This window comes from Microvirga sesbaniae (assembly GCF_025460805.1).
GTDB classification, from domain to species: Bacteria; Pseudomonadota; Alphaproteobacteria; order Rhizobiales; family Beijerinckiaceae; genus Microvirga; species Microvirga sesbaniae.
The window spans coordinates 434,660-449,491 of the sequence record NZ_JAMXFJ010000003.1 but is presented as its reverse complement, the minus strand read 5'-3'; the positions used below and the strand labels follow the sequence as shown (position 1 = coordinate 449,491).

Here is a 14,832-nt window from a genome sequence, read left to right as displayed (position 1 = left end):
TTCCAGGGTCGAATGTTAACTTTACCAGAATGTTACGAGCGGGCGCGACACAACATTGCATTGACACATAAGAAAATATTTCCGAATTCTAGTGTAGCTATAGGCTGAAACTCATGGCGGGTTGGGCGCTCACTCAGATGAGGCTGGCTCAAAGGCATGATGCCGTCCCGCCATACCGGTGAGAGCCCGGTATATTTCATCAAAGACATCATCATTGTTCTTTCGGCCGAAAGGCCATTGGTAGCGTTATGGATCGGTCCGCCGTTTCTACCGCGGCACCATCGATGGTGTCCGCCGGCCCCTGGCTGACACGCCCGTTCAGAGGCCTGATCGGCCGCTTCGGGATCGGGTTCATGATCCCGGTGATCGAGGCGACGCTGCTCATCACCCTGCTCGCGCTGGCGCTTCCCGTCGCGCTGCTCCAGGTCTATGACCGGATCCTGCCGAACAAGGCCGTCGGGACCCTGGCGGTGCTTGCCACGACGGTGGCCGTCGCGGTTCTTCTGGAGGCGCTCTTGCGGCACGTGCGCGGCCGGGTGCTTGCCCGTGTCGCGGCAACGTCGGAGGCCCAGGCCCACCGCCAGGCCATGGAGTGCCTGCTGAATGCTCCCCTGTCCGAGCTCGAGGCCCACGGCAACGGCTATTACGCCGAGCGCCTCTCGGCGATCGGCACCCTGCGCGAGGCCTGGTCCGGCCCCGCCCTGCAGGCGATGCTCGACCTGCCTTTCGCGCTGCTCTACCTCCTCGGCATCTGGTATCTGGCAGGTCCGCTGGTCCTGGTGCCCCTGACGCTCCTGGCCGGCGTCGGGCTGCTGGCGGCGCTGACCGGACGCCGTGTCCGCCGCGCGGCTCATGATCTCGCGATGGCCGAAGAACGTCGCTTCAATTTCCTGTTCGACACCCTGAACTGCATTCATTCCATGAAGGTGTTGGGTGCCGAGCCCTTGCTCGAGCGGCGCTACGAGCGCCTGCAGAACGGCTCCGCCCAGTTGCGCCGGAAGCTGTCGCATACGATCTCGTCCGGTCAGGAAGGCGGCATGCTGCTGGCCCAGGTCGCCACTGTGGGGGTCGCGGCCTTCGGCTGCCACATGGTTCTGAGCGGACAGCTCAGCGTGGGCGGGCTCGGCGCCTGCACCATGCTGGTCGGCCGCACGATGCAGCCTCTGCTCGGCGGTGTCGCCCTGTGGTCGCGCCTGCAATCGCTCCGGGAGAGCAAGCGGCGTGTCGCCGAGATCGGCGCATTGCCTCAGGAGCGGAACCCCGAGCGCCCGACATTGGACGTGCCGGCCGGGCACATCCACCTGCAGGACGTTCGGTTTCGCACCCCGCGCCACGGCGAATGGCTGTTCGACGGTCTCGACCTGGAGGCCTTGCCCGGCGAGATCGTCGGCATCACGGGCTCCAACGGGTCGGGTCGATCCACGTTGCTGCGCCTGATCGCGGGAGACCTCAAGGCGACGAGCGGGCAGGTTCGGATCGACGGGCAGGATCTCGCCGGGGTCGACGTCGGTCCGGCACGGCGGCTGGTCGCTCTGGTGCCGCCGGACCCGGCGCTGGTCCGGGGCACGCTGTTGCAGAACATGACGATGCATCAACCGCAGCGCGAGGGCCTGGCCCTGCGCCTCGCCACGGAACTCGGCCTCGACCAGGTCGCCAGCGCCTTGCCGGGCGGCTGGCACACTCAGGTCGGTGTGGCGGCCACGCCCCTGCCGCGGGGCGCGGCCCAGCGGATCGGCGTGGTCCGTGCGTTGGTGGAGGAGCCGCGCATCCTCCTCCTCGACGACATCACGTCCCAGATCGACGGCGACAGCGATGCACGGCTGGCTCGCCTCCTGGCGGACCTCCGGGGCAGGGTGACGGTCGTGATCGTCACGCACCGTCCCTCCACCTTGAACATCGCCAGCCGGGTCTACACGATCCGGGACAGCCGTTTGGAGCGCGTGTCATGAACCTGGCCACAGAAGATCGTTCGCGCTTTCCGCTGGAGCTGCCGGAGGACCTAGTCGCTCCGTCCGATCTCTCCCGCTGCCTGACGACCATGCTGTGGCTGATGGAATGGTCCGGCAGTGCGGACGATCTTCTGTCGGCTCTGCCGCACGTCAAACCGGATCTCGACATCACGGACGTGCGGAACACTCTGGCCATCCTCGGCTATCCGACCCGCATGGAGCGCCTGTCGCGCGGGAGCCTCGATCCGAGGCGACTGCCGGCGATCCTGCTGCCGACGGGCGGCGCGGCGGCGATCGTCTATCGCGATGAAGAGGGGAGAATCCTTCTTCTCGACGGGGCGACCGGCCACGTGGAGCCCTGCAGTCCCGAGACGCTTCGCGGGACCTTGATGCTCGTCATCGATGCGGATGCGGGCACGTCGCGTCAGGGATGGTTCAGCGGGATCGCCCGACGGTTCCGCGGCGATCTGCCGGCGCTGCTGGGCATCAGCGGATTGATGGCGGTGCTCGGGCTCGCGGTGCCCGTGTTCACCATGTCGGTCTTCGATACGGTGATCGCCGGTTACAGCCCGCAGACCCTGCCGATGCTGGTCGTCGGTGCGGCAATCGCCATCCTCCTCGAGGTCGCATTCCGGTCCATTCGCCAGCGGGCGCTGCTCAGCATCGCGGAACGGCTCGACCGGACGGTGCCGAGCGCGGTCTTCACGCAGCTCATGTCCTTGCCGACGGCCCTGGTGGAAAGGGCCGGGACCGCCTCCCAGGTCTCACGTCTGCGGGACTTTGCGGCCATTCGGGAATTTCTCACCGGGAGTTTCGCCGTCGCCCTTCTCGACATGCCGTTCACGCTGCTCGTCATCGTGCTCATGGTGGTGCTGGGGGGCTGGATCGCGGTGGTTCCGGTCGGCACGGCGATCGGGTTCGTGGCCCTCTACCTCGTCTCCCGCGGACCGATGCGGCTGGCGATCGAGCAGGCCGCCCGGGCCAATCAGGCGCGGGAAGCCCTCGCCGTCGAAGCACTCGAAACCGTCAGAACCCTGAAGCTCGTCGGAGCCGAGGAGCGTTGGATCGATCGCTATTCCGCGGCAGCGGCCGCGGCGGCCGTCGCCTCGGCCCGGGTCAGCACCTTGTCCGGGTCGGTTCTCGCCACGAGCCAGGCGCTCGTGACCCTTTCGGGTCTCGCCGCCGTCGTGATGGGCGTGCTCGCGGTCCTCGGCGGCGCGATGACCGCGGGCGCGCTGATCGCGGGCATGATGCTGATCTGGCGGGTTCTCGGCCCGATGCAGACCTGCTTCGTCATGCTGTCCCGCTGGGAGCAGACTCAGGCCTCCATCCGGCAGGTCGACGGGCTGATGGCGCTCGAGACGGAGCGGCCTCCGCCGCTTGAGGCGCGGATGGCGCCGCCGGAGCATGGCGCCATCGTGTTCCAGCGCGTGACCCTGCGTTATCTCCCGCAATCCGAACCGGTCCTCGCCGGCGCCAGCTTCGCCATCCAGCCCGGTCAGGTCGTCGCGGTGACGGGTGCGGAAGGGAGCGGGAAGTCGACCCTGCTTCTGCTGATCGCAGGGCTCTACAGGCCTCAGGGCGGCCTGGTGCGGATCGACAGCCACGACGTGCGTTCCTTCAATCCCGCCGTGCTCCGTCGCAGCATCGGCTGGGTGCCGCAATCGCCCGGACTTCTCTACGGCACGGTGGCGCAGAACCTGCGTCTCGCGCGCCCGAGCGCATCGGACGCGGAGCTGCGCGCCGCGGCCGCCGAAGCCGGAGTCCTCGAGGCCATCGAGGCCCTGCCGCAGGGTTTCGACACCCGGGTCGGCGACAACCAGAGCGGCCGCCTGCCGCGCAGCATCCTGCAACGGATCGCCCTGGCGGGCGCCTTGCTGCGCGACGCGCCGATCCTGCTGCTCGATGAACCCGTCGCGGGTCTCGACGACGCCTGCGCGAAAGCCTTCACCGACGTCATCGCCTCGCGCCGCGGCCGTTGCACCATCCTGATGGCGACCCACCGGCCGAGCCACATCCGGCTTGCCGACCGCGTCCTGCGCCTGCGCGACGGGCAGGTGGAAGAACTCGACCAGCAGACGGCTCCTCCCGTCGGCCCACGCCCGACGAGAGCCCCGATCGGCCCGTCCGTGGCGAACGCCGCCTTCGGCCATCTGTCCGCGGCCAACAACTCGAAGGTTGCATGATGAGCAAGATCGCACTCTCCGCCTCGTCAGGCGAAATCCTCCCGCCGGTGACGGACCGCCGTGCCCTCCCGCGTGCGAGCCGCAAGCCGCGTCCGGACGGTCACGTGCTCGCCCTCGAAGAGTTGCGGGTGCATGGGCTCGAGCGCACCGTCGTCCTCGGAACCGGGCTCCTGGTCGCGGCAGGACTGACCTGGGCGACGCTGGCCCATGTGCCGGAAGTCGCCGTCAGCGTAGGCGAGATCGCCCCGACGGTGGCGCCGGCGCCCGTTCAGCATCTCGAGGGCGGGATCGTGGCCGAAGTGCTCGTGAACGAGGGCGAAGCGGTCGAGGAGGGGCAGCCTCTGCTGCGCATGAACGACGCGGTGGCGCAGTCTGAGCTGTCGCAGGCGCGGCATCGGCTCGAATCCCTCCAGTTGCAGGCCGAACGGCTCGCCGCGGCCGCGGAGGGCAACATGCTGGCTCTCGACCTGCGCGGGCGCCAGGGGCCGACCGCCGGGGTCGTCGCTTCCGCGGGCGGTGACGCGCAGACCATGCCGCCCCTGTCCTCCGGGCTCTTCCTCGAGCCGCAGCGCGCGGCGCTGACCGCGCGCCTGCGGGCGATGGCCGACCGTGTCTCGGTTCTCCAGGAGCAGGTGGCGCAGCGGCGCGGCGATCTGGCCACCCTGGCCGGGCAGATCGCGTCGGTTCGGGAACAGATGGAGCTGCATTCCAAGGAACTCGCAATCCGCGAGGAACTCGCGCGAAGCGGCTTGACGACCCGTCTCTCGGTGCTGGAAGCGCAGCGCCTTTTCATGAGCGCCAAGGCCGAGCACGAGCGGCTGACCGGGCAGCGCGCCACCGCGCAACGGGGTCTTGCCGAAGCGGAAGCTCGCGTCGTCGAGGCGCAGTCCACGGCCGTGGACGAGGCGCGGCAGGAGGCGGCGCGCGTCGCCCTCGAGGTCGCCGAGACGAGGGAAGTCGTGCACAAGCTGGAAGACCGGGCCGAGCGGATCCTGCTCCGCGCGCCGATCGGCGGCGTTGTGCGCGGGCTTGCCGTACATCGCCCGGGAACCGTGCTGCCGCCCGGCGGCCTGGTCGCGGAAGTCATGCCGCAGGACGCGCAGCTCGTGGCCGACGTCCGGCTCATGCCGCGCGATATCGGCTTCATCGAGGTCGGACAACCGGTGCATGTGAAGGTCCAGGCCTTCGACTATGCGCGCTTCGGCTCCGTGGAGGGGACGGTGGAGCGCATCTCGGCCGGCACCTTCCTCGACGAGCAGCGGCAGCCGCACTACCGCGCCCGCATCGCCCTCAAGCAGCAGCATGTCGGCCACGACCCCCGTCACGCGCAGCTCGTCGCCGGCATGACCGTCCAGGCGGACATCACCACCGGCACCAAGACCGTGCTGCAATACCTGCTGAAGCCGATCTACTCCGCCATGGCGGCATCCTTTCACGAGCGCTGAGCACATCCATGACCCAGCAACCTGATCTGACCATTCCGTTCGATGCCAGCGTGGTCGACGAGGAGGCCCTGCGGGCCCTGCGCGCCGTCCAGCGGGCGGTTCCCGTCGGCGACGGCGGGGCCAGCGGCAACCTCGTCGGCGGAACGGAGGCGGTTGCGGCTTTCGGCATGGTGCCGGGAACCCCTTCGGGCGGCGCGTCCGCCGCAACGGGCGGGATCGCGCCCCTGGCGGACGCTCAGGCCGCCAAGCCGATCGATGTGGCGCTCGACAGGCTCGAGACGCCGCCGCCTTCCGGCTTGCCGACGGAGATCCGGAGAGCCATCGCGGACGCTCCGGAGATCGCCCCGACGCTCGTGCGCTCGTCCGCCGCGGTCGCGAAGGCGGGAGTGGTTGCGGGCTCCTCCAGCGCGCCGCCGTCCGCGACCGCGGCCGCGTTCGAACCCGCCATGGCCACCGGGCGTCCCTCCGACCGCGAGGACCAGCCCGTCGTGGCGCCGCCTTCCGTGGACCGGCCCACTCCCGGGGAGCCTCAGCCCGAGGAGCCGCGCGATACGATGGCATCTCCCCCCCGTGTCCGGGTCGCCGATGCGTCGGGCGAGGAGGATCAGCCGATCGCGCTCGATCTCACGGCCGTCCTGGGCGACACGGATGGCTCTGAGGCGCTGTCGATCACCATCTTCGGCGTTCCCGAAGGCGCGTCGCTGACCCACGGCACGCGCCAGCCGGACGGCAGCTGGACCGTGTCGCCGGCGGATCTGCAGCATGTCGGATTCATTCCGCCGGAGAACTTCTCCGGCAGTGTCAGCCTCACCCTGCGCGCCACGTCGCAGGAGGTGAACGGCGGGACGTCCTTCGTCGACGCGCCCTTCCAGGTGCAGGTGCATGCCGTGGCCGACGTACCGGCCGTGACGGTTGCGGACGCCCATGGGCTGGAGGACACGCCCGTGAGCCTCGCCGGCCTCGGCGGCGCGTTGCGTGACACGGACGGTTCCGAGAGCCTCGGCTTCGTGCTCAGCGGAGTGCCCGAAGGAGCCACGCTCAGCGCGGGAACGGCCCTCGGGGGCGGACGCTGGGCCCTGACGCCGGCGCAGCTGGAGGGTCTCACCCTCACGCCGCCGCCGCAGGCCTCCGGCACGTTCACCCTGACTCTGACGGCCATCGCGACCGAGAACGAACCGGGCGTTCCGAGTGCCCGGAGTTCGGCCACGTTCGTCGTGGCCGTCGATCCGGTCGCGGATGCGGGCACGATCAGCGGGACGAGCACGGGATCGGAGGACGCCCCGATCCTGCTTCGCCCGACCTTCATGACCCCGGATGCGGACGGGTCCGAGACCTGGGCCGCGTTCACCCAGGTGGCGGGCCTCCCGGCCGGCGCATCCCTGAACCGCGGCTCCGAGATCGCGCCGGGCGTGTGGCAGGTGTCGACGGCCGACTTGCAGGCCGGTCTCGTGACCATCCAGCCCGCCGCGCACAGCGATGCGGATTTCACCCTGACCTTGACCGCAACGCTCATCGACAGCGCCGGCGGCGCGAGCGCCAGCCGGATCGTGGCCGGAACGCATTCCGTCACCGTCACGGCGGTGGCCGATGCTCCCGTGGTGTCGGCCGCCGACGTCTCGGGCGACGAGGACCGGCCGATCCCGCTCGACCTGTCCGCCCGGCTCGTCGACGCCGACGGATCGGAAGTCCTGTCCGTCAGCGTCTTCGGCGTGCCCGACGGCACCTCCCTGTCACACGGCACGCGCCAGCCGGACGGCAGCTGGAACGTGTCGCCCGCCGACCTCGCGCATCTGTCGATGACGCCGCCCAGGGACTTCTCGGGGACGATCAGCCTCACTCTCGCGGCCGTCGCCACCGAGAGCGAGGCGGGCGTTCCGAGTGCCCGCACCGCCACGACCTTCACCGTCACGGTGGATCCGGTCGCCGACGCCGGCACCGTTTCGGGTGCGAGCGCCGGACCGGAGGACACGGCGATCGTGCTCCAGCCGTCCTTCGTCACCCCGGACGCGGACGGGTCCGAGACCTGGGCCGCGTTCACCCAGGTGGCGGGCTTGCCGGCCGGCGCCTCGCTCAGCCGCGGCACGGAGATCGCGCCGGGCGTGTGGCAGGTCTCGACCGCCGACCTGCAGGCCGGGCTCGTGAGCCTTCGACCGGCCGAGCACAGCGACCAGGATTTCACCCTGACCCTGACCGCGACCCTGATCGACAGCGTGGACGGCCGGAGCGCCAGTCGGGTCGTGACGGGCACCCACACGGTTGCGGTGTCTGCCGTTGCCGATGCGCCCGTGATCTCGGCGGCCAACGTGACCGGGGATGAGGATCGCCCGATCCCGCTGAAGCTCTCGGCTGCTCTCGTCGATACGGATGGGTCGGAGACTCTCTCCGTGAGGATCCTCGGCGTGCCGGCCGACGCGACGCTCTCGCACGGCTCCCACCAGGCCGACGGCAGCTGGAGCGTCCAGCCCTCCGACCTCGCGCATCTCGCCATCACGGCCCCGAAGGACTTTTCCGGCACGATCAACCTGACCCTGGAGGCAACCACCCGGGAGACGTCGAACGGCTCGACCGCCACCCGGAGCACGGCCTTCCAGGTGGAGGTCGACAACGTCTCCGACGCTCCGGCGGTCAGCGTCCATGACGCTTCGGGCCGCGAGGACGGATGGGCCGCCCTCGACCTCTCCGCCGCTCTGACCGATACGGACGGTTCCGAGACCCTGTCGGCAAGCATCCTCGGCATCCCGGCCGGGGCCTCGCTGTCGCACGGCAGCCGCGCCGCGGATGGCAGCTGGCGCGTGGATGTGGCGGATCTTTCGGACCTTTCCATCCTGCCGCCGGAAAACTTCTCCGGCACGATCAGCCTCACCCTGCGTGCCGTCTCCCTGAGCGACAAAGGCTCGACGGCGACGACCGATGCCCCTTTCCAGGTGCATGTGGAAGCCGTTGCCGACATCCCGCAGGCCAGCGCCCATGATGCAGCCACCCGGGAAGACCAGCCCGTAGGTCTCGATCTCTCGGGCGCTCTGACCGACCTCGACGGCTCGGAAGTGCTTTCGTTCGTGATCGAAGGACTGCCGCAAGGGGCAGAGCTGTCCGCAGGCACGAACAACGGCGACGGCACCTGGAGCCTGTCTCCGGCGCAGCTCACCGGGCTCAAGGTGACGCCGCCCGTCGACTGGAGCGGCACCATGGCCCTGACCCTGGTGGCCCAGTCGCGCGAAACGTCGAACGGATCGACTGCGACGACACGGGTTCCGTTCAAGGTCGATGTGGAGGCGGTCGCCGATGCTCCCCAGATCGCCGCTCATGACGTCAGGGGCCTTGAGGACACGCCGGTGGCGCTCGATCTCAGCGCAGTCCTGAAGGATCAGGACGGCTCGGAAGTGCTGTCCGTCGCCGTCTTCGGCGTGCCGGCCGATGTCAGCCTGTCCCACGGCACCCGGCAGCAGGACGGCAGCTGGAGCGTGGCTCCCGCCGATCTCCCGCATCTTTCACTCGTGCCGCAGAAGGACTTTTCGGGGGCGCTCACCCTGCGCATCGAGGCGACGGCGAAGGAAGCCAACGGCGATACGCGGACCAGCTCGGCCGACTTCCGGGTCGATGTCGGGGCAGTTGCGGATATGCCTGACGTCACGGTCGTGAACTTCTCCGGCCGCGAGGACGAGCCTGTCGTCCTCAAGGGGCTGGGCGGGGCCCTGCGCGATCTCGACGGGTCGGAGACTCTGAGCTTTCTTCTGACCGCGCCCAATGGTTCGAAACTGAATGTCGGCGTCAAGCAGGCGACCGGAGGGTGGCTCCTCACCCCGGCCCAACTGGAGCAGGCGGTCCTCACGCCGCCGCCGAACGTCTCCGGCACGATCAAGCTGACGCTGACGGCCATCGCGACGGAGAGCGACCCGAGCGCCCCCAGCGCTCGGAACGCGGCATCCTTCACGGTGAACCTCGACCCCGTGCTCGATCAAGGCACGATCGGCGGCGCGGTCAAGGGTGACGAGGACACGTGGATCAAGCTCAGTCCGTCGTTCGCAACCCCTGACAAGGACGGCTCGGAGACATGGTCCGAGACGACCCGGATTATCGGAGTTCCGGCAGGAGCGACGCTCAATCGAGGCACGGTCGCGGACGGCGTGTGGACCGTGTCCACGGCGGATCTGCGGACCGGGCGGATCTCCATCAAGCCACCGGAAAACAGCGATGACGACTTCAGCCTGACCTTCAAGGCGACCCTGAGCGACACCGGCAACGGCAAGACGGTCAGCCAGGAGGTGACGGGCACCTACGCCATCAAGGTTCTCGCCGTGACGGACGCGCCGAACGTGGCTGCCGCGAACGTCTCCGGCAAGGAAGACCAGCCGATCGCGCTGAGCCTCTCGGCCTCGCTCGCGGACACGGACGGTTCGGAGACCCTGACGGTCAGGATTTACGGGGTTCCAAGCGGCGCCTCTCTCACGAAAGGCGTTCCTCAATCCGACGGTTCCTGGCTCGTGGACGCAAAGGATCTTTCGAGCGTGTCCCTGAATCCCCCGGCGGATTATTCGGGCACGATCGATCTCAGGATCGAAGCGACCGCCAGGGAGACATCGACCGGCAAGACCGAAATGCGCGACGTGTCCTTCCAGGTCACGGTCGATGCCGTCGCGGATGCCCCGGGGCTGCGGGTCGCACCGGCCTTCGGCGACGAGGATACGGCCATTCCGTTGAACATGACGGCCTGGACCACCGATCGGGACGGTTCGGAAAAGATCGTCGAATTCAGGATCACGGGCATTCCGAACGGAGCGACCGTCCGCGCCAGCGGCGTGGAACTGGTCGTGGTCAACGGGAGCGTGTCGGTCGATCCGGCGCAGGTGAACAGCCTGACCATCACGCCGCCCGCTCAATCGGACGCGGATTTCACCGTCCGGGTCGTGGCCGTTTCGGCCGAGCCCAACGGCAGCAAGGCCGAAAGCGAGCCCCGCGACATCCCGGTGACGGTGCGGGCCGTCGCGGACGCTCCGGTGATGGATGTCGCCGGCGCCAGCGGCCTCGAGGACACTCCGATTGCCCTGAACCTCACGGCGACCCTGCCGGACTACGACGGGTCCGAGGCGCTGAGCTTCGTGATCAAAGGCGTGCCGGACGGCGCCATCATGTCCCACGGCACCTATCGCGGCCCGGGTGTCTGGTCGCTGACGGCCGCGGAGGCCAGGGTGGTCACGCTGCTGCCGCCGGCCAATTTCTCCGGCACGATCAACCTGTCCGTCACGGCGGTTTCGCAGGAGGAGCGGGGAGGCGACGAGGCCAGGACGCCCGTCACCTTCCCGGTCGAGGTGAAGGCGGTGGTGGATGTTCCCGCCGTCGGTGGTCTCGACGGAACCTCCGGCAACTGGGGGACCATGCACGGGACCGAGGATCGGCCCATCGCGCTGCGCCTCGACCCGGGTCTTACCGACAGCGACAATTCGGAGAAGGTCGTCGGCGACATTCTCATCAGCGGCGTTCCCGAAGGAGCCGTTCTGCGCCTGGCGAACGACACCGTCGTCACGCCGGACGAACACGGTATCTATCGGATCTCCGCCAAGGATATGACCGGCGTGACTCTGACCATGCCGCACGACAGCGACAGGGCGGCCACCCTGCACGTCTCGATGACGATCGAGGACAGCGGCGGCGTGCGGGCCACGATCGGCGGTCAGATGGTGGTGGATCCCCTCGGCGATGCCGACACGCCCGTCGTGAGTTTCGAGCCCTCCACCGGGACAGGCCACGCCAGCATCAACCCCGACGAGGGCCGGATCCCGCTCCACATCACGGCGACCCCTGGCGACACCGATGGGTCGGAAACCTTGTACATCTGGGTGCGGGACGTGCCCGACGGCGCCGTCCTGTCCGCCGGCGTCCCGGCGGGCGAAAGGCTGTGGCTGGTTCCCGTCGAGTCCCTTCCGACCCTGTCGATCCGTCCACCGGCCGGCTACACCGGGAGCTTCAGTCTCACGGTGACGGCGGTCGGGGTGGAGCGCGAGGGCGACCAAGCTGCCCGAACCGAAACCGTTCCGGTCACCGTGACGGCGCCCGTCGGGGGAGGCGGGGGAACCGGTGGCGATGGATCCGGCACCACACCCGACGCGACGCCCGGCACCGCGCCGGTCGCGCAGGCTCCCGGCCTGACGGTCGAGGATGCGGTCACCAACGAAGACGGCTCCGTCACCCTGTCCATCGGAGCCATGACCAACGACGCGGACAGCGGCCGCGAGACCCTCGGCATCCGCATCGAGGGCGTTCCCGCCGGCGCGTCCCTGTCGGCCGGCGTGCGGGATCCGGCGACCGGCGCGTGGGTTCTCCGCCCTGATCAGCTGACCGGCCTGACCCTGACGCCCCCGGCCGATTTCTCGGGGACGATCACGCTCAAGATCGCGGCCGTCGCCACCGAGGCCACGGGCAGCCAGACGAGCACCAAGGCCACGCTGAACGTCGAAGTGACAGCCGTTGCCGACCATGCCGCCATCGGTGCCAATCCTCCGGCCGGAGTCGAGGACACGGGAGTTCCCCTCAACCTGTCCGTCACGGCGAGCGACCGCGACGGAAGCGAGAGCGTCACGTCCGTCATGATCTCCGATCTTCCGGCGGGCTCTCGGCTCGAAGGCACGGGTCTCGTCGATCTCGGGGGCGGACAATGGCGGGTCGACACCGCCGATCTCGCGAGTCTCCGCTTCGTGCCGCCTCCGGACAAGTACGGGACCTTCGAACTGAAGGTCGAGGCGACGACCCGGGAAGGAAGCAACGGCGACACGCAGACGACATATCGGACGATTTCCGTTTCCGTCGCGCCAGCGGCCGATGCTCCGGTCATCGCGGTGCATGATGCGGCGGGGAACGAAGACGGGACCATCAATCTCAACCTCTCGGCCCGGCTGACGGATACCGACGGCTCGGAGGTGCTCTCCGTGGTGATCGAGGGGCTGCCCGAAGGCGCGCGCCTGTCCGCGGGCATCAACAACGGCGACGGCAGCTGGACGCTCACGCCCTCGCAGCTCGCCGGCCTGACCGTGACGCCGCCCGCCGACTGGAGCGGGACCATGAACCTGACCCTGCTGGCCCACGCGCGGGAAACATCAAACGGCTCCGTCGCGACCACCCGCGATACGTTCCAGGTGCAGGTGGATGCCGTGACCGATGCGCCGGTCGTGAGCGCCCGCGATGCATCCGGTCTCGAAGATCAGCCGATCGCATTGAACCTCGCGGCAGCCCTGACCGACCGGGACGGCTCGGAAGTCCTGACGGTCGTCATCTCGGGCATGCCGGCCGGCGCGAGCCTCACCTACGGGGCACAGCAGGCCGACGGAACGTGGATCGTGTCTGCCGCCGACCTGCCGCGGCTCGCCGTCATTCCGCCGGAGAACTACGCCGGGACATTCTCCCTGACCATCCGGGCGACGGCCCAGGAGAGCACGGGCGGCTCCACCACGACCGAGGCGAGCTTCCGCGTCCAGGTCGGCGCCGTCGCGGATGCTCCCGATGTGACCGTGTCCCATGTCACGGGCAGCGAGGACACGACGGTCAGCCTTGCGGGCCTGGGCGGCTCTCTGCGGGATACGGACGGATCCGAGACCCTGGAGTTCGTGCTCAGCGGCGTCCCGGCCGGTGCCAGCCTCAATGCGGGCACGAGGCAGCCCGACGGCAGCTGGCTGCTGACTCCCGCGCAGCTCAACGGGCTGACCATGACGCCGCCGGCACAGTTTTCGGGCCAGTTGACCCTGACCCTGACCGGCGTGGCCACGGAGACCACCGGCGGATCGCCCGCCCGGACATCCGTGGACTTCACGGTGAGCCTCAACCCTGTCGCGGACACGGGAACGATCGGCGGCATGAGCGCGGGAGCCGAGGATACCGCGATCCTGATCAAGCCGACCTTCACCCTCCAGGACACGGACGGATCCGAAACCTGGTCGGAGTTCACGCAAGTCTCAGGGCTTCCGACCGGCGCGAGCCTGACCGTGGGCTCCCAACAGGCGCCGGGCAGCTGGCTGGTCTCCACGGCCGACCTGCGGGCCGGTCTCGTATCGGTTCAGCTCTCGGGTCATAGCGATGCCGATTTCACCCTGACCCTGAAAGCGACCATCACCGACGCGGGCAATGGCGTCACCGCGACCCGCGAGGTCACAGGCACGCATCTGGTGACCGTGACGGCCGTGGCCGATGCGCCCCAGGTGACCGTCCACGACGTGGTCGGACACGAGGATCACGCGATCCCGCTGGACCTGTCCGCCGCCCTCGTGGACACGGACGGTTCCGAGACCCTCTCGGTCACCGTCCTGGGAATTCCCGCGGATTTCCGGCTCTCGCAGGGCGAGGCGCTCGCCGACGGCGCATGGCGGGTTCCCGCCGGGGCCCTGACGGGCCTCCAGCTCATCCCCGCCGACGACTGGAACGGGACGCTGCATCTCACCCTCCAGGCGACCAGCACCGAGGCGACCGGCCAGACCGCCACGACCACGACCCCATTCACGGTGACCATCGATCCCGTGAACGACGCTCCCGAGTTGAGCCTGACCGCGCCCGCCCATGCCGACGCGAGCGCGCACCAGACCCACGCCATCGGGGCCGCCCGGGCGAGCGACATCGACAGCCCCGAGCTCGGCGGCGCGACCATCACCCTGTCCGGCGGGCAGCCGAACGATCGTCTCGACTTCGACGGCTATGCCCTCCACGACCAGAACGGGCACGTGATGATCGGCGATACGGGCATCGAGGTGGTCGGCGGCGGCTATTCTGCCGGGACGCTGACGTTGAGCGGCCACGCCAGGCCCGAGACCTACGCCGCGGTGCTCCAGTCCCTCGTCCTCGAAAGCAGCGATGCGTCCGGGCTCGCGGCCGGATCCAGGAGCATCTCGGTCACGTTGCGCGACAGCGAGGGAGCGACCTCTGCGCCGAGATCCGTCGACATCGTCGTGGACGAGCCCCCGCCGGCTGCGCCGGAGATTCACGGCCTCGCGGCCGGGGCGGATTCCGGCACGACCCAGGATCTCTCCGGATCGGACATTCTCCTGCTGATGGCGGATGGCGTCATCGATCCCGGGCATGACGCCTCGAGCGCCTGGACGGATCAGGTCAATGGCGGCGATGCTCATCAGACGACGCCCCATGCGGCGGCGGAACTCGATCAGCCGGTGGCCGACCCCATTCAGCCCATGGACGATCTGCACATCGATACGGCGCGCACGCATTGGTCGTGAGGGCCTGCGGGCAAGGGTTGCGGGCAAGGCTTGCGGGGAGGGC

Annotated in this window: 4 protein-coding genes; all 4 read left to right on the top strand. The window is 69.2% G+C overall.

The features are described from left to right. Positions 1-284 precede the first annotated feature (284 nt). From OCW50_RS07325 to OCW50_RS07310, 4 genes are read left to right on the top strand one after another with little or no spacing between them, the layout of a single operon-like run. Positions 285-1,949, top strand: a complete 1,665-nt coding sequence (locus tag OCW50_RS07325; protein ID WP_262296968.1) for a peptidase domain-containing ABC transporter — start codon at positions 285-287, stop codon at positions 1,947-1,949. Continuing rightward, positions 1,946-4,135, top strand: coding sequence for a peptidase domain-containing ABC transporter (locus OCW50_RS07320; protein ID WP_262296967.1), 2,190 nt, complete (start codon positions 1,946-1,948; stop codon positions 4,133-4,135). The genes OCW50_RS07325 and OCW50_RS07320 overlap by 4 nt, the downstream gene beginning before the upstream one ends. Further along, the gene (locus OCW50_RS07315; protein WP_262296966.1) at positions 4,135-5,580 is read left to right on the top strand and encodes an HlyD family type I secretion periplasmic adaptor subunit; all 1,446 of its coding nucleotides are present in this window, start codon (positions 4,135-4,137) and stop codon (positions 5,578-5,580) included. Before OCW50_RS07320 ends, OCW50_RS07315 begins: the two co-directional genes overlap by 1 nt. An 8-nt stretch (positions 5,581-5,588) precedes the next feature. Beyond that, the gene (locus tag OCW50_RS07310; RefSeq protein WP_262296965.1) at positions 5,589-14,789 is read left to right on the top strand and encodes a DUF4429 domain-containing protein; all 9,201 of its coding nucleotides are present in this window, start codon (positions 5,589-5,591) and stop codon (positions 14,787-14,789) included. The last annotated feature ends 43 nt before the right edge of the window (positions 14,790-14,832 follow it).